12 protein-coding genes, 1 tRNA gene and 1 pseudogene are annotated in these 21,083 nt (G+C 43.3%); 3 read left to right on the top strand and 11 right to left on the bottom strand.

Annotated features, from left to right (window positions below; translation table 11 throughout):
• Window positions 1-41: 41 nt before the first annotated feature.
• Together B7705_RS02060 and B7705_RS02065 are read right to left on the bottom strand one after the other, a co-directional pair.
• Complete coding sequence (locus B7705_RS02060) at window positions 42-758, bottom strand: YebC/PmpR family DNA-binding transcriptional regulator (protein WP_084947318.1); 717 nt, start codon at window positions 756-758, stop codon at window positions 42-44.
• Between the two features lie 96 nt (window positions 759-854).
• Window positions 855-2,225: an MATE family efflux transporter gene (locus B7705_RS02065; RefSeq protein WP_084947320.1), complete on the bottom strand. Its 1,371-nt coding sequence runs from the start codon at window positions 2,223-2,225 to the stop codon at window positions 855-857.
• A gap of 109 nt (window positions 2,226-2,334) precedes the next feature.
• Here B7705_RS02065 and B7705_RS02070 point away from each other — a divergent pair, with 109 nt between their 5' ends.
• Window positions 2,335-2,889 (top strand): GNAT family N-acetyltransferase, encoded by a 555-nt coding sequence (locus B7705_RS02070; protein ID WP_084947323.1) that lies wholly within the window; start codon window positions 2,335-2,337, stop codon window positions 2,887-2,889.
• A 56-nt stretch (window positions 2,890-2,945) separates the two neighbouring features.
• Here the strand turns inward: B7705_RS02070 and recA are convergent, their stop codons facing one another.
• The 8 genes from recA to rpoB form a co-directional block, all read right to left on the bottom strand.
• Window positions 2,946-4,094 (bottom strand): recombinase RecA, encoded by a 1,149-nt coding sequence (recA, locus tag B7705_RS02075; RefSeq protein WP_001085442.1) that lies wholly within the window; start codon window positions 4,092-4,094, stop codon window positions 2,946-2,948.
• Window positions 4,095-4,148: 54 nt separating this feature from the next.
• Window positions 4,149-5,405 carry a competence/damage-inducible protein A gene (locus B7705_RS02080; RefSeq protein WP_084947325.1) on the bottom strand — a complete coding sequence of 419 codons (1,257 nt, stop codon included), beginning with the start codon at window positions 5,403-5,405 and terminating at the stop codon, window positions 4,149-4,151.
• Between the two features lie 73 nt (window positions 5,406-5,478).
• Window positions 5,479-6,513 (bottom strand): glycopolymer--peptidoglycan transferase LytR, encoded by a 1,035-nt coding sequence (lytR, locus tag B7705_RS02085; RefSeq protein ID WP_009014109.1) that lies wholly within the window; start codon window positions 6,511-6,513, stop codon window positions 5,479-5,481.
• Between the two features lie 4 nt (window positions 6,514-6,517).
• On the bottom strand, window positions 6,518-7,039 hold the full coding sequence (locus tag B7705_RS02090; RefSeq protein ID WP_084947328.1) for a GNAT family N-acetyltransferase: 522 nt from the start codon (window positions 7,037-7,039) through the stop codon (window positions 6,518-6,520).
• The gene (tsaE, locus tag B7705_RS02095) at window positions 7,029-7,472 is read right to left on the bottom strand and encodes a tRNA (adenosine(37)-N6)-threonylcarbamoyltransferase complex ATPase subunit type 1 TsaE (RefSeq protein WP_084947330.1); all 444 of its coding nucleotides are present in this window, start codon (window positions 7,470-7,472) and stop codon (window positions 7,029-7,031) included. The genes B7705_RS02090 and tsaE overlap by 11 nt, the downstream gene beginning before the upstream one ends.
• 103 nt (window positions 7,473-7,575) lie before the next feature.
• On the bottom strand, window positions 7,576-8,199 hold the full coding sequence (locus B7705_RS02100) for a hypothetical protein (protein WP_084947333.1): 624 nt from the start codon (window positions 8,197-8,199) through the stop codon (window positions 7,576-7,578).
• A 205-nt stretch (window positions 8,200-8,404) separates the two neighbouring features.
• Entirely contained in the window at window positions 8,405-12,070 is a 3,666-nt protein-coding gene (gene rpoC, locus B7705_RS02105; protein WP_162284861.1) for a DNA-directed RNA polymerase subunit beta', read from the bottom strand.
• Between the two features lie 32 nt (window positions 12,071-12,102).
• Window positions 12,103-15,714: a DNA-directed RNA polymerase subunit beta gene (rpoB, locus tag B7705_RS02110; protein WP_084947336.1), complete on the bottom strand. Its 3,612-nt coding sequence runs from the start codon at window positions 15,712-15,714 to the stop codon at window positions 12,103-12,105.
• A gap of 442 nt (window positions 15,715-16,156) precedes the next feature.
• Here rpoB and B7705_RS02115 point away from each other — a divergent pair, with 442 nt between their 5' ends.
• Together B7705_RS02115 and B7705_RS02120 are read left to right on the top strand one after the other, a co-directional pair.
• Window positions 16,157-19,873, top strand: coding sequence for a pullulanase (locus B7705_RS02115; protein WP_084947339.1), 3,717 nt, complete (start codon window positions 16,157-16,159; stop codon window positions 19,871-19,873).
• Window positions 19,874-20,169: 296 nt separating this feature from the next.
• Window positions 20,170-20,771 (top strand): annotated as a pseudogene (locus B7705_RS02120) (transposase family protein); the annotation flags it as partial.
• Window positions 20,772-20,990: 219 nt separating this feature from the next.
• Here B7705_RS02120 and B7705_RS02125 read toward each other — a convergent pair.
• Window positions 20,991-21,064, bottom strand: a tRNA-Pro gene (locus B7705_RS02125).
• Window positions 21,065-21,083 lie beyond the last annotated feature (19 nt).

Genomic DNA, 21,083 nt, shown 5'->3' on the forward strand with positions numbered 1-21,083 from the left:
ATCAAAAAAACGAACAGCTAGTAAAACTGTTCGTTTTTCTATTAGAATCCATCTACGTTTGTGTAGATTTTCTGTACGTCTTCGTCGTCTTCAAGAACGCTGTAAAGTTTTTCAAAGGTTTCAAGGTCTTCGCCTGACAATTCTACTTCAGACTGAGGAATCATTTCCAATTCAGTCACTTGGAATTCTTGGATACCTGACTCACGAAGGGCAACAATAGCTTTGTGAAGGTCTGTTGGAGCTGTGTAAACCGTGATTGTTCCTTCTTCTGCTTCTACATCGTCCACATCCACATCAGCTTCGAGCAAAAGTTCAAAGATAGCATCCGCATCTTCACCTGCAAATACGATAACACCCTTGTTGTCAAAGAGGTAAGAAACAGAACCTGAAGCGCCCATATTTCCGCCATTTTTACCAAAAGCAGCACGAACGTTCGCAGCTGTACGGTTGACGTTTAAAGTCAAGGTATCAACGATCAGCATAGAACCATTTGGTCCAAATCCTTCGTAACGTCCTTCTGTAAAGGTTTCGTCTGTGTTTCCTTTTGCTTTATCAATCGCTTTATCGATAACGTGTTTTGGCACTTGGGCTTGTTTAGCACGGTCGATAACGAATTTCAAAGCAGTGTTTGATTCTGGGTCTGGATCACCTTTTTTAGCTGCTACATAGATTTCTACACCAAATTTTGCATATACTTTAGAGTTAGCTCCATCTTTAGCCGTTTTCTTAGCTACGATATTGGCCCATTTACGTCCCATTAGGAATCTCCTTTTTTCACATTTTAATCTTTCTTATTATAACACAAGTTTTTTCGATTTTCACTAGAGGAAATGGATTTTATTCAGCAAATCCAGCTATGATGACACTTTTGTTGCCAAGATAGCCTTGCCCTCTTTTATCAAGGGATGACGGAATAGTGAGAAGTACAGTTGAATGGTCATGGCAACCCAGATAAGGGGTTCGCAAAGGATAACTCCCCTATACCCTGCCCAAGGGATAATCAAGACCACAAAAACGATTTTCCCGATTAGTTCTATAAAGCTGGAAACTAGAGGAAGGACTTTCTGCCCCAATCCCTGCAAACAATTCCGATAAATCAATAAAAGGCTCAAAATCGGATAAAAGACTGAACTGATTTGCAGGTAGAGGCTACCATTTTCAACCAAGTAAGTATCTGTCGAACTGGCCAAGAAGGAAACCAAGCTAGGACTGGCAAAAAAGAGGAAAATACAAACAAAACCTGCCCAGGACATGCTCAAACGACTACCGATTCGAAGTCCTTGAACAATGCGGTCTGGGCGCTTGGCCCCGAGATTCTGAGAGGCAAAGGTCGTCATAGCAGAAGAAATAGCCGTCATCGGAAGAAGAGCAAAAGCCATAATGCGTCGCGCCGCTGTTTGCGCACTTATAATCACAGCTCCAAAGGTATTGACAGAAGACTGTAAAATCACACTACCGATAGACACAATCGAACTCATCAGCCCCATAGCCAAACCTTGCTCTAAAAGATCCGCGTACAAGGCCTTGTTCCATTTAAAATGCTTGAGTTGAGGGAGGAGTTCTGGAACACTCTTGCGAATATAGTAAAAGCAAAGAACCGCTGACAAGCCTTGTGAAATGATGGTAGCAAGGCCCGCAGATTGAACTCCCAGATGCAGTTGCGTAATGAAATACAAATCCAGCACCACATTGACCAAGGCAGAAAAAATCAGAAATCCAAGAGCCGCTAGACTATCACCAATGGACCGCAGCAAGCCTGCAAAGAGATTATAAGCGAAGCTGACGCCTACACAGGTCACAATCATAGAAATATATTGATAGGACTGGGGAAGGATTTCTGCAGGAGTATCTAGGTATTGCAAGAGTGGGTACAGGCCAACAAAGCCCATCAGCATGACCAAAATACTGAGAAGCCCTCCTAAAATCCAGGTTGCTGCTACTGCTTCTTTAATTTTAGTGAAATTACGAGCCCCATAATAGCGGGCAATGACGATCCCCATCCCATTGCCAACACCAAGCGTAAAACCTATAATCAAGTCAAAAATGGCAGTTGTCGCCCCTACTGCAGCCAAGGAATCTTGACCAAGAAAACGCCCAACAATCAAGACATCAGCTGTATTATAAAGCTGTTGGAAAATATTAGACAGCAAGATTGGAAAGGCAAAGCTTAAAAGCGAGGGAAGAATAGGACCATGTATTAGGTCCACTGATCGTTTCTTATTCATAAAGCTATTATATCAGCTTTCTGGAAGAGCGACAAGGATTGCTTGGCTTTCTTAAAATCAATTGCTTACAGAGAGACAATTTGCTATAATCAAGAAAAGGAGGTCACTTATGAGTTTGACCAGTCAATTAATAACCGATGCATTTCCAGATCTTGATAAGGTTGAAAAGCTAAACAAGGAAGCTTTCCCCGAGGAAGAACGAGTCCCTCTGTCTGAGTTCTTGCGCTATCAGGACCGAGATGACGCCCACTTTTTTGCCTTTTATAATGAAGAAGAATTTGTCGGCTTTGCCTTCTCCATCTCCAATCAAAAAGCCTTCTATATAAGCTTTTTTGCCATCATGCCCCACCTAAGGAGCCACGGGTACGGAAAGGAAATCATCGAAAAGCTGACAGATTTTTACCAGCGAACCATGTTGCTGGAAGTCGAGCGCTTGGATGAAGAATGCGATAACTTGGAGCAGAGAAAGGCCCGCATGAACTTCTATCGACAAAATGGCTTTAAAACAGCCAATGCTTTCCTAGAGTACGATGATCTGAGTTTTGAAATCCTCTACCGTGGCGACCATTTTGACGAAGAAGCCTATCGCGACATCTTCCAAAAGTTACAGGATGAACATTATTTTGACTTTCACATCGAATATCGTCGTTTTAGTGATCATTAGTTCTTTCATCTGAAATAAACATAAAAAGTAGCAGTTCCTATCTGCTACTTTTTATGTTATTCTTCAATTTCGATTTCAAGTCCATCGCCTAGGTCAAGTGTCACTTCTTGGTTAGGCGCTAGATCCTCAACGACAGAAGTAGGAGTTGTTCCTTCTTCATCTTCAATCAAGCCATATTGAACACGGACTTGATGGTCAATCTCATCAAAGACTTCTGGGTGATCTGCCAAGTATTTCTTAGCATTTTCAGAACCCTGACCGATCTTTTCATCCTTGTAAGAGTACCAAGCTCCTGCTTTTTTGATGATATCGAGATCACTTGCAATCTTCAAAAGCTCACCGGTCTTAGAAATACCTTCTCCGTACATGATTTCAACAAAGGCTTCCTTAAATGGTGGAGCCACCTTGTTTTTCACGACCTTGATCTTGGTTTCTTTACCAACATTGGTATCTTTTTGATCACCAGTTCCTTTGATTTGCGTGCTTCCACGAACATCCAAACGGACTGAAGCGTAGAATTTCAAAGCACGTCCACCAGGTGTTGTTTCTGGATTTCCAAACATGACCCCAACTTTTTCACGCAATTGGTTGATAAAGATGGCAATTGTTTTGGTCTTATTGATAGAAGCACCAAGTTTACGCATGGCCTGGCTCATCATACGAGCTTGCAAACCAACGTGGCTGTCTCCAATATCCCCATCAATTTCCGCACGAGGTACAAGGGCCGCAACTGAGTCGATAACGACAAGGTCAACTGCACCTGAGTCAATCAATTTTCCTGCAATTTCAAGACCTTGCTCTCCTGAGTCTGGTTGTGACAAGAGCAGTTCATCAATATTCACACCAAGTGCCGCAGCATAGGCTGGGTCAAGGGCATGCTCCGCATCGATAAAGGCAGCGATACCGCCTTCTTTCTGTGCTTGCGCAACAGCGTGAAGGGCAACCGTTGTCTTACCAGATGATTCTGGTCCATAGATTTCGATGATACGTCCTTTAGGATAACCACCTGAACCAAGGGCAATGTCAAGAGCCAATGAGCCTGAACTCATGACTTGCACTTTTTGCTCTGCACGTTCACCCAAACGCATGATTGAACCTTTACCGAAGTCTTTCTCAATCAATTTAAGAGCATCGTTCAAGGCTTTTTCACGATCCGCTCCAAACTTTTTTGAAATTTCATCTAATTTTTTTGGTTTTTTCGCCATTCTATTCTCCTGTATTCTAATAGTCCTAAGACCTATCTACTATTATATCAAAAGTTAGTCACTTAATAAAGCCTTGCGAACTAGGTTAAAGGCATGCATGACCGCGATATGTCGAACATCTGCTCGGCTCCGTCCTGCGATATTAGCCTTGATAACTTCTGTCCCTTTTGCATGTGCCAAGCCGATAAAGACTGTCCCAGCTGGATGCCCCTCTAGGCTATCTGGCCCAGCCACACCTGTCAGACTGACTCCATAATCAGACTGAGTCTTGAGCCGTGCCTGCTCTGCCATCTTTTTAGCCGTAAACTCTGAAACGACCCCGTGTTCTTTCAGCTCTTGCTCGGAAATATCCAGCATCTTAGACTTTTCTTCTAAACTGTATGTGACAAAACCGCCATTAAAAACGGCAGAAACGCCTGAAAAGTCTGCTAATGTCGCTTGAAAAAGGCCTGCCGTCAAGCTCTCTGCTGCAGTAATGCTTTTCTTTCTCTTCTTAAGCTCTTCTACAACGACACTTGCTAGGCTGCTCTCCTCCCCATATCCATAACAGATGTCTCGCAAAGAGAGTCCCTCGAAAGTCTGGCGATCTAAGATTTGATTTTCCAAGATGTCCAATGCTTGATCAGCCTTTTCTTGACTAACTGCTTTTGTGGACAAGCGTAAGGTCACTTCTCCCGTTTTGGCATAAGGAGCCAAGGTCGGATCAGTTTGATGGTCAATCAAATCCGCCAAAATGGTCACCAACTGACTTTCACCAATCCCAAAGAAACGGAGCACTCGTGAATATAACTTGGTACCAGTCATTAACTTAGGTAAGAGTTGATTTAAGACCATGGGTTTCAACTCACTTGGTGGTCCTGGGAGGACCACGTAGGTCACGCCATCTACTTCCGATACCCCTCCGACTGCTAAACCTGTCTCATTTGGCAGTGGAGTTGCCCCTTCTACAATTTGGGCTTGGCGTTCATTATTCGGTGTCCGAACATAGTCAGGTCTATGAGCAAAAAAGACATCCAGTTTCTCTTGCGCTTGAGGGTCAAACACTAAACCTTTTCCCAAAAATTTTGCCAATGTTTGTTTGGTCAAATCATCCTCTGTTGGCCCTAAGCCCCCTGTCAAAATGACTAGACTGCTACGCGAGCTCGCAATCTCTAGCAAGGACATGAGACGCGCTTCATTATCTCCGACAGCTGTTTGGAAGTAGACATCTACTCCAATTTCTGCTAGCTTTTCTGATAAAAACTGGGCGTTGGTATTGACGATCTGCCCTGTTAAAATTTCCGTTCCAACAGCAATGATTTCTGCTTTCATCTTTCCTCCTACCTATCTATTCGGATTCTTTTTGAAAAAATCGCAGGAAAGTCCCACGATTTGATTCTTTGTTTTATTCTATCTCTTCGTTTGAAGCATTTGTGGAAGGTGCTGTTCGACCATAAAGATTTTCATACAGAACAGCGTTGGTCTCCAACTCTGCCACGTCCTCTCTCCCTAGGGAACGACGCAAGAGATTTTGCATTTCTAGCATATGCTCTCTCGTTACGATTTGGTAAGAGATTCCTTGCAACTCAGCATCTTCACCACGAAGTTGATGTGTTTCGATGTTTTTAAAAGAATCTTGGTAACCAAGTAGTTGTGGAATACTGGAGGCAGACAAATCAACATTTGTCTGCATATTATCACTAAGCGCTTTTAAGATAGCTTGATAATGACTGATACTATTGAGGCTCAAGACCTTTTCCATAATCTTTTGAATGACTTCACGTTGACGTTTTTGACGACCATAGTCTCCCTCAGGATCCTGATAACGCATCCGTGAATAGACCAGGGCTTCCTCACCATTCAAGGTTTGCTCACCGACTCCAATCGAGATTTTATTAAATTCTTCCTGATCAGCAATCGAAATTGGAAAACCGAGTGTGTTATTTACTGTGATGCCCCCAACTGCATCAACTAGCTGTTGAAGTCCTTGCATGTTGACCATCACATAACGATCGATATGAATGTTCATCATTTTTTGAATGGTTGAAATAGCCAACTCTGCACCGCCATTGGCATAGGCAGCATTGAGTTTCGCTTCCTGAACTTGGCCATTTCCAGTCTCAATCTTGGTCAAAATATCCCGTTCCAAACTCATCATAGTGGTTTTCTTGGTTTTCGGATTGACTGTCAGAAGAATCATGGAATCACTATTCCCCGCCCAAGGGTCTGTACGTTCTACATTTCCCGTATCTACCCCCATCAAAAGAATGGTCAAAGGCTCTGTCGCCTCAATCACGTTGGTTTCTTCACCAATTTTCTTATAAGTTTTTTTACTTAAGGTTTCAGTTCCTTGATAATAAATAGTATAGGCATATGCACCCACACCTAAAGCCGTTACTGCTAGAAAAGCTAGTAGCATTCCGATTATTTTTTTTACCATCTTATCATTTATCTATCAGTCTACCCATCAGGTAAACGTCTAAAAATATCCCTTCTTTTAAATAGGCTCCTCTTTCTTGTAAGCCTTCTGTAACAAATCCAAATTTTGAATAGAGGTGGATAGCTGCCTCGTTGCGCTTTTGTACACTGAGCTGCAAACGCCGCAGAACTCCACTGGTTTTAACCCACTCAATTCCCTCTTCAAGGAGTATGCTTCCTAAGCCATGATTCCAAAACTTCCTTTGGATGACCAAAAAGATATCCCCAATGTGACGAATCCGTATACGTTGCTCTGCCGTGATGTTCAAAACACCTGCAATTTCGTCATTCAGGAGGGCTAGGAGAGTGATTTGGTTATCTGAAGTCGCTTGTTTTTCAATAAAAAGAGCCATTTCAGATTCTGTCATCAGGATACCATTTTCATCCAGACTGGTGAAATCTGTCTCCTGTCCAACTAAATCCAAGAATGCAACCAAAGCAGCCGCATCCTGAACTTCAGCCTCACGAATACAAAGTTCATACTCCATCTTGAAGCTCCTTGATCAATTCCTCAGCACGAGAACCCTGAGCGGTAAAATAGAGGCGACGACCCTCAGCCTCTTTCAAGAGTTCCAACTCCAAGTAGGAATCTGGCAAATCCTCACCCAAAAGATGTCCCCACTCGATAACGGTCACACCACCACCAAATAGAAACTCATCCAAGTCAATCGAATCAGCATCCCCCTCAATCCGATAGACATCCAAGTGGTAGAGCGGAAGGCGACCCTCATACTCTCTCACGATGGTGTAAGTTGGACTTTTGATCATCTGACGAATACCCAAGCCCTTAGCAATCCCCTTGGTAAAGGTTGTTTTACCAGCACCCAATTCTCCAGACAAGATCAAAACATCATTTTTTTGGAGCAAGGTTCCTAGGCGTTCTCCCAGATTGATCAGCTCTTCTTCATTTTTTGTGTACATGCTACTATTATACCAAAAAGTTTTCTTTTGTGTAAATTTTCTTTACAAACTTACTATAATGATTTTGGTAAAATAAGGGATTTTTATTGATAGAAAAGTGTTTTTAAAAAAATATACACATGGCGCTAACAAGTAAAATATCTCGGATCACATGACTGTAAAAAGAAAATTCTCTTCTCATAGATTTTGGAAATAAAAACCGAGCAAAAATGAATCCCAAACCAGCATAAAAAACAATGGATAAAACTGTCATTGGATTTCTCAAGAACAGCAAGGTTGCCAGAACTGTCAGGATAACTGTTTTTTTCTTATTGAGAGTGGTTCCCAAATCTCGGCTGTATTTTTCAAACGGTAAAAAGACAAGTAAATCAATGCCAAATAAGAAAAAGAAGGAAGGCAAGAAAAGATCTACCAGCTCTTGCTGAAAAGCTGTCTGTGTTAAAATAGTCTCCGACAACACCAGACAGACGCCTACTAGGTTTAAAGCCAACAAGATACTATAAAATAGTTTCACTTTTTTCTGACTATTTATAATGCTATGAACATCCTGATCTCGAGTATAAAAGAAATTCATCCCTGCGCACAGACCTGATGCCAATACGATAAACACTAGAAAATAGGCGCTTGATTGCTTTAAGGTTAAGATGGATCCCTTCCACAGTAAACAGCTACTCAGACTAATCTGGATCAAAGCCAGTAACAATAAGATGCGAATTGATTTTATCATTTTCAGTTCTCCCTTCGTATACATGATTATACTCTGCGAGAAAGATAAAATCCCTCCCCTCTTCTCAAGTGTCCTGTTTTAACGCTCAACTGACAAAAATGAAAAATAGTTGAAGCGATCTGAGAGATATTGCTTCGTGCTCACATAACCCCAATAGACAGAAGTGTAAAACAAAAGAGAACCCGAAGGTTCCCTCATTTGCTTTTTATTCTACTGTTTCTTCAACTTGGATTTCCACAGTTTCATCTACTGGAGCGTTTTCTGTCTCTTCTTGTTCAGGAGCCAGATATGATGCTTCATTGATAGCCTGTGGTTCAAGGTTACGGTAGCGAGCCATACCAGTACCTGCTGGGATGATCTTACCGATGATAACATTTTCCTTGAGTCCAAGGAGATGGTCTTTCTTACCACGGATAGCCGCATCTGTAAGGACACGAGTTGTTTCCTGGAAGGAAGCCGCTGACAAGAAACTGTTGGTTTCAAGTGAGGCTTTGGTGATTCCCATAAGAACTGGGCGACCAGTCGCTGGAACTCCACCTGCGATAAGAACATCCTTGTTGGCATCTGTAAAGTCGTTGATATCCATGAGAGTACCCATGAGAAGATCTGTGTCCCCTGGATCCATGACACGAACTTTACGGATCATTTGACGAACCATTACCTCGATGTGTTTGTCACCGATTTCTACCCCTTGGCTGCGGTAAACTTTTTGTACTTCACCGAGAAGGTAGGTTTCAACAGACAAGACATCACGAACAGCGAGGAGACGTTTCGGTTGGATAGATCCTTCTGTCAATGCTGCACCGCGAGAGACTTGGTCTCCAACTTCAACACGCATACGTGCTGTAAATGGAACCACGTACTCACCTTCGCCAGTTTCACCCTTAACAAAGACTTTCTTGGTACGAGTTGACGCGTCTTCTTCGATAGCAGTAACTTGTCCTTTGACCTCTGTGATGACCGCTTCCCCTTTAGGATTGCGGGCTTCAAAGATTTCTTGGACACGAGGAAGACCCTGAGTGATATCGGTATTTGAGGCAACCCCACCCGTGTGGAAGGTACGCATTGTAAGCTGTGTACCAGGTTCCCCGATAGATTGGGCAGCGATTGTACCAACTGCTTCACCAACTTCAACCGCATCACCAGTTGCCAAGTTGATACCATAACAGTGACGACAGACACCATGACGAGTGTTACATGTAAATACAGAGCGGATAGTCACTTCTTCCACACCAGCATTAACAATTTCACGCGCCTTGTCTTCTGTAATCAACTCATTTGGACCGATGATAACCGCACCAGTTTCTGGATGTTTAACAGTTTTCTTAGTGTAACGACCATTGAGACGCTCTTCGAGAGACTCGATCATCTCTTTTCCTTCTGCGATAGAGCGGATCAAGAGACCACGGTCTGTTCCACAGTCGTCCTCACGGATGATAACGTCTTGGGCCACGTCAACCAAACGACGAGTCAAGTAACCTGAGTCGGCTGTCTTAAGGGCCGTATCGGTCATACCCTTACGGGCACCGTGAGTTGAGAAGAACATTTCGAGTACTGACAAACCTTCGCGGAAGTTTGAAAGGATTGGCAATTCCATGATACGTCCGTTCGGAGCGGCCATCAGACCACGCATACCGGCAAGCTGTGAGAAGTTTGAGATGTTACCACGGGCTCCAGAGTCCATCATCATAACGATTGGGTTCTTAGGATCTTGGTTGGCAACCAAACGTTTCTCCAATTTTTCACGGGCTGCACGCCATTCAGCTGTAACAGCGTTGTAGCGCTCATCGTCCGTAATCATACCACGACGGAATTGTTTGGTGATTTGTTCTACACGTTTGTGTGATTCTTCGATGATTTCAGCCTTGTCATCAACGACTGGGATATCGGCGATACCTACTGTCAAACCTGCAAGAGTTGAGTGGTGGTAACCGAGGTTCTTCATGCGGTCAAGTAAGGCAGAAGTTTCTGTCGTACGGAAACGTTTGAAGATTTCAGCGATGATATTTCCAAGATTTTTCTTCTTGAACGGAGGGTTAAGTTCAAGATTGCTGATGGCTTCCTTGATATCTCCACCAAGTGGCAAGAAGTACTTAGCTGGAACACCCTCTGTCAAGTTAGCATTGTTTGGTTCTTGCAAGTATGGTAGACCCTCTGGCATGATGTCGTTGAAGAGAATTTTACCAACTGTTGTCAGCAAGACTTTATGTTTTTGCTCTTCTGTCCATGGTTTGTTAAGGCTGTCTGTTGCGATACCTACACGTGAGTGGAGGTGAACATAACCATTGCGGTAAGCCATAACAGCTTCGTCACGGTCTTTGAAGACCATTCCTTCACCTTCACGACCAGCTTCTTCCATGGTCAAGTAGTAGTTACCCAAAACCATGTCCTGAGATGGAGTAACAACTGGTTTCCCATCTTTTGGATTCAAGATATGCTCAGCAGCCAACATCAAGATGCGAGCTTCTGCTTGAGCTTCTTCTGAAAGTGGTACGTGGATGGCCATTTGGTCCCCGTCAAAGTCGGCATTGTAGGCTTCACAGACAAGTGGGTGCAAGCGAAGGGCCTTACCATCAATCAAGACAGGTTCAAAGGCTTGGATACCCAAACGGTGAAGGGTCGGTGCGCGGTTCAAAAGGACTGGGTGTTCTTTAATCACTTCTTCAAGAATGTCCCAGATACGCTCATCTCCGCGTTCTACCAAGCGTTTAGCTGCTTTGACGTTTTGCACGATGTCACGGGCAACGATTTCACGCATGACAAATGGTTTAAAGAGCTCAATCGCCATTTCACGTGGTACACCACATTGGTACATCTTAAGAGTTGGACCAACGGCGATAACAGAACGTCCTGAGAAGTCAACACGTTTACCGAGCAAGTTTTGACGGAAGCGTCCTTGTTTACCTTTGAGCATATGGCTCAATGATTTAAGAGGACGGCTACCTGGTCCTGTAATTGGGCGACCACGACGACCATTGTCAATCAAAGCGTCAACCGCTTCTTGAAGCATACGCTTCTCATTTTGAACGATGATACCTGGTGCATTCAACTCAAGCAAACGAGCCAAACGGTTGTTACGGTTGATAACACGACGGTAAAGGTCGTTCAAGTCAGATGAGGCAAAGCGGCCACCATCCAACTGCAACATTGGACGAAGATCTGGTGGAATAACTGGAAGGATGTTGAGAATCATCCATTCAGGTTTGTTTCCAGACTTGTAAAAAGCATCCAAAACATCCAAACGACGGATAGCTTTGACACGTTTTTGTCCAGTAGCTGTTTTCAACTCTTCTTTGAGTTCAGCAATTTCTTTTTCAAGATCTACTTGTTTCAAAAGGTCTTGGATGGCTTCGGCACCCATTTTGGCAACGAATGATCCATAACCATATTCACGCAAACGCTCACGGTATTCGCGCTCTGTCATGATAGATTTGTGCTCAAGTGGTGTATCCTTCGGATCAATCACCACGTAAGCCGCAAAGTAGATAACTTCCTCGAGGGCACGAGGACTCATATCAAGGGTCAAGCCCATACGACTTGGAATCCCCTTGAAGTACCAGATGTGAGATACAGGAGCTTTTAATTCGATGTGCCCCATACGCTCACGACGAACTTTTGTACGCGTCACTTCAACCCCACAGCGGTCACAAACAATCCCTCTGTAACGAATGCGTTTGTACTTCCCACAAGCACATTCCCAGTCTTTTGTAGGACCAAAGATGACTTCGTCAAAGAGTCCTTCGCGTTCTGGTTTCAAGGTACGGTAATTGATTGTTTCAGGTTTTTTGACTTCTCCATAAGACCATGAACGGACTTTGCTTGGAGAAGCTAGGGTGATTTGCATACTTTTAAAACGATTTACATCAACCACTATTTCTTCCCTTTCTATTCTAAGTGAACTGCTTATTCTTGTTCAGCAGCTTCTTCTGTTGCTTCCGCTTTTGTTGCTTTCTCAGCTTCTTCAGCTTCAAAGGCTGCTTTTGCATCTTGGGCTGCTTTTTCGCGGGCTTTTTCAAGGTCATCTACGTGGATGACATCTTCGTCCATTCCTTCATCCAAGTCACGAAGTTCCACTTCTTGATCATCTTCGTCAAGGACACGCATGTCAAGACCAAGAGATTGCAATTCTTTCACAAGAACTCGGAAGGATTCTGGAACACCTGGTTTTGGAATTGGTTTTCCTTTTGTGATAGCTTCATAAGCTTTCAAACGTCCGTTGATATCGTCAGACTTGTATGTCAAGATTTCTTGAAGGACATTTGACGCACCGTAGGCTTCAAGAGCCCAAACCTCCATCTCACCGAAACGTTGTCCACCAAACTGAGCTTTACCTCCGAGTGGTTGTTGGGTAACGGTTGAGTATGGTCCGACTGAACGCGCGTGCAATTTATCATCAACCATGTGGTGGAGTTTGATCATGTACATGACACCAACTGATACACGGTTGTCAAACGGCTCACCTGTACGTCCATCGTAAAGGATTGTCTTAGCATCGCTATCCATACCTGCTTCTTTAACGGTTGACCAAAGGTCTTCAGAACTTGCTCCGTCAAAGACCGGTGTCGCGATGTGGATACCAAGAGTACGGGCTGCCATACCAAGGTGGAGTTCCATAACCTGACCGATATTCATACGTGATGGCACCCCAAGTGGGTTCAACATGATATCGACTGGAGTTCCGTCTGGAAGGTAAGGCATGTCTTCTACAGGGACGATACGAGAGACAACCCCTTTGTTTCCGTGACGTCCGGCCATCTTATCTCCGACCTTGATCTTACGTTTTTGAGCGATGTAGACACGAACCAGCATGTTGACACCAGATTGCAACTCATCACCATTTGCACGTGTAAAGATCTTAACATCACGAACGACACCATCGGCACCGTGTGGTACACGAAGAGAAGTATCACGCACTTCACGAGACTTGTCTCCGAAGATGGCGTGCAAGAGACGTTCTTCAGCTGAGAGGTCTTTCTCACCCTTAGGTGTTACTTTACCTACAAGGATATCGCCTTCTTTAACCTCAGCACCGATACGGATAATACCCATTTCGTCAAGGTCTTTAAGAGCATCTTCACCAACATTTGGAATTTCACGAGTAATTTCTTCAGGCCCAAGCTTTGTATCGCGCGTTTCTGATTCGTATTCTTCGAGGTGGACAGATGTATAGACATCGTCTTTGACCAAGCGTTCGCTCATGATAACGGCATCCTCGAAGTTGTAACCTTCCCAAGTCATGTAGGCAACGATTGGGTTTTGTCCAAGCGCCATTTCCCCTTTTTCCATAGAAGGTCCATCAGCGATAAAGTCGCCTTTTTCAATGACATCGCCGACTTTTACGAGCGTACGTTGGTTATAAGCAGTACCTGAGTTTGAACGACGGAATTTTTGGATGTGGTAAACATCTAGCGAACCATCTTCACGGCGAACTTCTACCTTGTCAGCGTCTGCGTAAGTAACTTTACCACCATGCTGAGCAATCACAGCAGCTCCAGAGTCATGGGCTGCTTGGTATTCCATACCAGTACCAACGTAAGGTGCTTTGGGATCAATCAATGGCACAGCCTGACGTTGCATGTTGGCACCCATGAGGGCACGGTTGGAGTCATCGTTTTCCAAGAAAGGAATACATGCAGTCGCAACGGCAACTACCTGTTTTGGTGAAACGTCCATGTAGTCAACCACTTCTGCTGGATACTCTTGGTTGACCCCTTGGTGACGTCCCATGACAACCTTCTCAGCAAAAGTACCATCTTCGTTGAGGCGAGAGTTAGCCTGCGCTACAGTAAATTCATCTTCTTCATCGGCTGTCAACCAAACGATTTCGTTGGTAACAACACCTGTTTCACGGTCAACCTTACGGTATGGTGTTTGAACAAATCCATACTTGTTCAAGTGTCCGTAAGATGACAAGTTATTGATCAAACCGATGTTAGGACCTTCAGGTGTCTCGATTGGACACATACGACCATAGTGAGTGTAATGCACGTCACGAACTTCATATCCAGCACGGTCACGTGTTAAACCACCAGGTCCCAAGGCTGACAAACGGCGTTTGTGAGACAACTCAGAAAGCGGATTGTGTTGGTCCATGAACTGTGACAACTGTGATGAACCAAAGAATTCTTTGACCGCAGCTGTTACAGGACGGATATTGATAATTTGTTGTGGTGTTAAAACTTCATTGTCCTGAACAGACATGCGTTCACGGACATTACGTTCCATACGAGAAAGTCCAAGACGTACTTGGTTGGCAAGCAATTCACCAACTGCACGGATACGACGATTTCCAAGGTGGTCAATATCATCCACACGTCCGATACCTTCAGCCAAGTTGAGGAAGTAGCTCATCTCTGCAAGGATATCCGCAGGAGTTACAACACGAACCTTGTCGTCAGGGTTAGCATTTCCGATGATGGTTACAACACGGTCTGGATCCGTTGGGGCAACAACCTTGAATTTTTGAAGCACAACTGGTTCTGTCAGAACAGCTGCATCGTTTGGAATATAAACGATTTTGTTCAAGTCGCCATCCAAGTGACTCTCGATACTTTCAATCACGCTACGAGTCATAACGGTACCAGCTTCTACCAAGATTTCACCCGTTTCAGGATCTACCAATGGCTCAGCGATGGTTTGGTTGAGCAAGCGTGTTTTGATGTTGAGTTTTTTATTGATCTTGTAACGACCAACGGCTGCCAAATCGTAGCGACGTGGGTCGAAGAAACGTGCCACAAGTAAACTACGTGAGCTTTCAGCGGTCTTAGGCTCACCTGGACGAAGGCGTTCGTAGATTTCTTTCAAGGCTTCGTCTGTACGAGAGTCCATTGGATTCTTGTGGATATCTTTTTCAACAGTATTGCGAACCAATTCGCTGTCCCCAAAGATATCAAAGATTTCATCATCACCTGAGAAACCAAGCGCACGAACCAAGGTCGTAAACGGAATTTTACGGGTACGGTCAATACGAGTGTAGGCGATGTCTTTAGAGTCACTTTCCAGTTCCAACCAAGCTCCACGGTTAGGGATAACAGTTGAACCGTAGCCAACTTTACCGTTTTTGTCTACCTTGTCGTTAAAATAAACACCCGGAGAACGGACCAACTGAGATACGATGATACGTTCACCACCGTTGATGATGAATGTTCCCATCTCTGTCATGATTGGGAAATCCCCAAAGAAGACTTCTTGGGTCTTGATTTCGCCTGTTTCTTTATTGATCAAGCGGAAGGTTACAAAAATAGGTGCTGAGTAGCTAGCATCGTGGATACGAGCTTCTTCGAGCGTGTATTTGGGTTCCTTGATCTCATAGCCAACAAACTCCAACTCCATAGTTTCTGTGAAGTTTGAAATTGGCAATACATCTTCAAAAACTTCCTTAAGTCCGTGGTCTAGGAAATCTTTGAATGAATCCGTTTGAATTTCAATCAAATTTGGTAAGTCAAGAACTTCTTTGATTCTTGAAAAACTACGACGGGTACGATGTTTCCCGTATTGAACGTCATGTCCTGCCAAGATGATTCTCCTTTGTAAATAAATTCCAAGCCTTATCAATCAGGCTTTTCTAATCGTCATATGGTTTTAAAAACCCCTATCACCGTGTCCCTTTGATGAATTTTCAGAATCTTTAAATCTTTGTTACAAGCACTCAAAAACCTGAAAAAAAGCACAAAAAGAGCAGCTAAATCTGACTTTTTCAGAAGATTTAACTGCTGTGAGCCTTGTCTGGACAATATTTCAGACAAAACCTACGACAAATGATTACTCTTATTATACCTTATTAGCCAAGATTTTTCAAGATTTTTTTACTATTTTTTAAACAATCTTTTCCTATAAAATAGTTTAACATTTCAAAAGAATTAATCATAAAATTTTCTCTCAAAAATCGAGAAAACGCTTGCACAAATATTTACCTCATGCTATACTGATAAGGAATAACTACACAAGGAGAATTGTGATGAAAAAGATCCCATCTCAAACTGAGAAAAAAATGATTTATGGTATCCGTTCCTTGAAAAACGGAACTGGTTCTGTCCTTATCGGTGCCAGCATTATCTTGCTTTCTGCTGCAATGCCAACTATTTCAGCTAATGAAAACCTTCCTCAAACTCAGGAAAATACTAGTGCTGTGACCAAGGCTCCTACCAAGACTGAAGCAAGTCAAACACAAGAGCAAAACCCTATTTCTGAGCAAAACAATGCAAACGCTTCCCTTGATGCTAAAAAGGAAGCCCCAGCAACTGAAACTGCTCTAACAGCTGAAACGCCTAAAAAAGAAGAAGCTACTACAAGCCAGCCTAACAGCAAGGAAGAGAAAGTAGATACTAGCACTTCGACGCCAAATTCTGATCAAAAACCACAAGCAGACACTAGTGCTGAAGAACCAATCGAAGACAACTACTTCCGCATCCATGTAAAAAAACTCCCTGAAGAAAACAAGGATTCTCAAGGTCTTTGGACTTGGGATGATGTTGAAAAGCCGTCTGAAAACTGGCCCAATGGTGCCAAGTCCTTTAAGGATGCCAAGAAAGATGACTATGGCTATTATCTAGATGTCAAACTCAAAAATGAGCAAGCCAAGAAAGTCAGCTTCCTTATCAACAATACCAAGGGGGATAACCTTACCGGAGACCGTTCAGTAGAGCGCCTATCTCCAAAAATGAATGAGGCTTGGCTAGATGAAAACTACAAGGTATACAACTACCGCCCTCAACCAGCAGGAACTATTCGTGTCAACTACTATCGCACCGATGGCAACTATGACAAAAAATCTCTCTGGTATTGGGGAGATGTTAAAAACCCAAGCAGTGGAGAATGGCCTGACGGTACTGACTTTACCGCAACTGGAAAATATGGCCGTTACATTGATATCCCACTCAATGAAGCCGCAAGAGAATTTGGATTTTTATTACTAGACGAAAGCAAGAAAGGCGATGATGTGAAAATCAGAAAAGAAGACTATAAATTTACTGATCTAAAAAATCACAGTCAAATCTTCCTCAAAGATGATGACGAAACCATCTATACTAACCCCTACTATGTGCACGATATCCGCATGACTGGAGCCCAACACGTGGCTAAATCTCGTATCGAAAGCAGTTTTTCTACCCTCGTTGGAGCTAAGAAAGACGACATCCTCAAACACTCCAGCATCACTGATTACCAAGGGAATAAAGTAGCTATCACAGACGTGGAAGTGGATGAGGCAGGTAAAAAAGTGATCTATATCGGCGACTTCTCTGACACCCAACACCCTTACACTGTCAGCTATAATTCAGACCGCTTTACCACACGTTCAAGCTGGCGCCTCAAGGATGAGTCCTACAGTTACGATGGTCCACTCGGCGCAACTCTAAAAGAAGATGGCAAGCGCGTTGACCTCACCCTCTGGTCTCCAAGCGCTGATAAGGTTTCTGTTGTCGTATATGACAAGAAAGATCCTGAAAAAGTAGTTGGAACTATCGCACTTGAAAAAGGAGAAAAAGGCACCTGGAAACAAACTCTAGATGCAAACTCTGGTCTCGGTATCAGCAACTACACTGGCTATTACTACCACTACCAAATCGAGCGCCAAGGTAAAACTGTCCTCGTTCTTGACCCTTATGCCAAATCATTAGCGGCTTGGAACAGTGACCTAGCAAAAACAGATGTCGCTCATAAGGTCGCTAAAGCTGCCTTTGTCGATCCAGCGAAGTTAGGTCCGCAAGACTTGACCTATGGGAAGATTCGTAACTTCAAATCGCGTGAAGATGCGGTTATCTATGAAGCTCATGTGCGTGACTTCACTTCGGATCCTGCCATCGCAAAAGACTTGACCAAACCATTTGGTACCTTTGAAGCCTTTATCGAAAAACTAGACTATCTCAAAGACTTGGGTGTGACTCATATCCAGCTCCTTCCAGTCCTGTCTTACTACTTTGTCAATGAATTGAAAAACCATGAGCGTTTGTCTGCCTACGCTTCAAGCAACAGCAACTACAACTGGGGATATGACCCTCAAAACTACTTCTCCTTGACTGGTATGTACTCAAGCGATCCTAAGGATCCAGAAAAACGTATCGCAGAATTCAAAAATCTCATCAACGAAATCCACAAACGTGGCATGGGGGCCATCTTGGATGTGGTCTACAACCATACTGCCAATGTTGACATTTTTGAAGATATTGAGCCAAACTACTATCACTTTATGGATGCAGACGGAACTCCACGTACTAGCTTTGGTGGCGGTCGTTTGGGAACTACCCACTACATGTCTAAACGTGTCTTGGTAGACTCCATCAAGTATCTGGTTGAAACCTACAAAGTAGATGGTTTCCGCTTTGATATGATGGGTGACCACGATGCGACTTCAATCGAAGAAGCTTACAAGGCTGCACGCGCCCTCAATCCAAATCTGATCATGCTAGGCGAAGGTTGGAAAACCTATGCTGGTGATGAAAATATGCCTGTACAACCTGCTGATCAGTCTTGGATGAAGAAAACAGATACTGTTGCGGTCTTTTCAGACGATATCCGTAACAACCTCAAGTCTGGTTATCCAAACGAAGGCCAACCTGCCTTTATCACAGGTGGCAAACGCGATATCAATACCATCTTTAAAAATCTGATTGCTCAACCAACTAACTTTGAAGCAGACAGTCCCGGAGATGTTATCCAGTATATCGCAGCCCATGATAACTTGACCCTCTTTGATATCATCGCTCAGTCTATCAAAAAAGACCCAAGCAAGGCTGAGAATTACGCTGAGATCCATCGTCGTTTGCGACTTGGAAACCTCATGGTCTTGACTGCTCAAGGAACACCATTTATCCACTCTGGTCAGGAATATGGACGTACCAAACAATTCCTTGACCCAGCCTACAAGACTCCTGTTCCTGAAGATAAGGTTCCAAACAAGTCTCACTTGTTGCGCGACAAGGACGGCAAGCCATTTGTCTATCCTTACTTTATCCATGACTCTTACGACTCTAGTGATGCTGTCAACAAGTTTGATTGGACCAAGGCAACAGATGGTAAAGCTTTCCCTGAAAATGTCAAGAGCCGTGACTACATGAAAGGATTGATCGCTCTTCGTCAATCGACAGATGCCTTCCGACTCAAGAGTCTACAAGATATCAAAGAGCGCGTCCAACTCATTACTGTCCCAGGAAAAAATGGTGTTGAAAAAGAAGACGTGGTCATCGGCTACCAAATCACTGCTCCAAATGGAGATATCTACGCAGTCTTTGTCAATGCAGATAATAAGGCTCGCGAATTCAACTTGGGAACTGCCTTTGCTCACTTGAGAAAGGCTGAAGTCCTGGCAGATGAAAACCAAGCAGGACCAGTAGGAATTGCTAACCCTCAAGGTCTTAAATGGACTGAAAAAGGGTTGCAATTGAATGCCCTAACTGCTGTTGTTCTCCGCTTGTCTCAAGGTGGTGCTATCATTGCCCCAGCTGTGGAAGAAAAGCCAGAATTTGATCTTTCTAGCTTGGAAGTTGAACAAGAACAGGGCCAAGCCCAAAACCTAGCAGCAAATCCTGACTCTCATGAAACTGCTGCAGAGGCTCTTTCTCAGAAAGTCCTTCCAAACACAGGAACTGAGAGCAAATCCCTTCTTGCCCTTGCTGGATTTAGCATCCTTGCCCTTCTCGGATTTGGATGGTTGATGAAAAACAAGAAAAAGAACTAATACTCAATGAAAATAAAAGAGTAAACTAGGAAGCTAGCCGCTGGCTATATTCGAGTACGGCAAGGCGAAGCTGACGTGGTTTAAAGAGATTTTCGAAGAGTATAAACTAGCCCTCCTATAGAAACAACACCCCATGGTCAGAAGAATCTTCTAGCCAATGGGGTGTTGTTTGCAGGCTCTATAATATTTGTAGTGGGTTAATTCCCTATGGATATTATGGAGCCTCTTTTGTTGTAGAAAAAAGTCCCATATAATCTATAATGAAAAGCGACCAAACCATCATTAGAAAGAATCATATGGAACCCTTACATTTTATCACAAAATTACTAGACATTAAAGACCCTAATATCCAAATTATAGATGTTGTTAATAGAGATACACACAAGGAAATCATCGCTAAACTGGACTACGAAGCCCCATCTTGTCCTGATTGCAGAAAGCAAATGAAGAAATATGACTTTCAAAAAACTTCCAAGGTTTCTTACCTTGAAACGACTGGTATGCCTACTAGAATTCTCCTGAAAAAGCGTCGTTTCAAGTGCTATCAGTGCTCAAAAATGATGGTCGCTGAAACTTCTATCGTTAAGAAGAATTACCAAATTCCTCGTATCATCAACCAAAAAGTTGCTCAAAAATTGATTGAAAAGACTTCTATGACCGATATTGCTCATCAGCTGGCCATTTCAACTTCAACGGTTATTCAAAAGCTCAATGACTTCTGTTTTAAGCATGATTTTTCTCGTCTACCAAAGATTATGTCTTGGGATGTTGAAACAGTCAGGGGAGTGACTGTTTCAATCGGGAGATGAAGATGAGCTTTATTGCGCAAGACTTTGACAGGCTTAATATCATCACTGTTCTTGAAGGAAGAACACAAGCTATCATCCGAAATCACTTTCAGGCTGTCTTTCAAACCTTTCTCAAGGACAAAGAAAAAATCATTAATGCCCTTGAATCACTCTAATCCAAGGCCAAACTAGAATTCTCGTCGCTTTGAATATCAAAAAGGAGAGGACTGATTTAGTCCTCTCCAGAGTATGACTTTTTGGTAATCCACTACAGTTGACAAAGAGCCAAAAAAAGATACTCACTTAAGTATCTTAGTCAATAAATCAAATCGGGAAGACAGGATTCGAACCTGCGACACCTTGGTCCCAAACCAAGTACTCTACCAAGCTGAGCTACTTCCCGAGTTAAATAGAAAAAATGG

The organism is Streptococcus oralis subsp. dentisani (assembly GCF_002096685.1).
GTDB classification, from domain to species: domain Bacteria; phylum Bacillota; class Bacilli; order Lactobacillales; family Streptococcaceae; genus Streptococcus; species Streptococcus oralis_AD.

What these genes read in the sequence shown, in the direction of transcription:
- B7705_RS02060 (WP_084947318.1), bottom strand. Translation starts at nt 758, where the DNA reads ATGGGACGTAAATGGGCCAATATCGTAGCTAAGAAAACGGCTAAAGAT.
- B7705_RS02065 (WP_084947320.1), bottom strand. Translation starts at nt 2,225, where the DNA reads ATGAATAAGAAACGATCAGTGGACCTAATACATGGTCCTATTCTTCCC.
- B7705_RS02070 (WP_084947323.1), top strand. Translation starts at nt 2,335, where the DNA reads ATGAGTTTGACCAGTCAATTAATAACCGATGCATTTCCAGATCTTGAT.
- recA (WP_001085442.1), bottom strand. Translation starts at nt 4,094, where the DNA reads ATGGCGAAAAAACCAAAAAAATTAGATGAAATTTCAAAAAAGTTTGGA.
- B7705_RS02080 (WP_084947325.1), bottom strand. Translation starts at nt 5,405, where the DNA reads ATGAAAGCAGAAATCATTGCTGTTGGAACGGAAATTTTAACAGGGCAG.
- lytR (WP_009014109.1), bottom strand. Translation starts at nt 6,513, where the DNA reads ATGGTAAAAAAAATAATCGGAATGCTACTAGCTTTTCTAGCAGTAACG.
- B7705_RS02090 (WP_084947328.1), bottom strand. Translation starts at nt 7,039, where the DNA reads ATGGAGTATGAACTTTGTATTCGTGAGGCTGAAGTTCAGGATGCGGCT.
- tsaE (WP_084947330.1), bottom strand. Translation starts at nt 7,472, where the DNA reads ATGTACACAAAAAATGAAGAAGAGCTGATCAATCTGGGAGAACGCCTA.
- B7705_RS02100 (WP_084947333.1), bottom strand. Translation starts at nt 8,199, where the DNA reads ATGATAAAATCAATTCGCATCTTATTGTTACTGGCTTTGATCCAGATT.
- B7705_RS02115 (WP_084947339.1), top strand. Translation starts at nt 16,157, where the DNA reads ATGAAAAAGATCCCATCTCAAACTGAGAAAAAAATGATTTATGGTATC.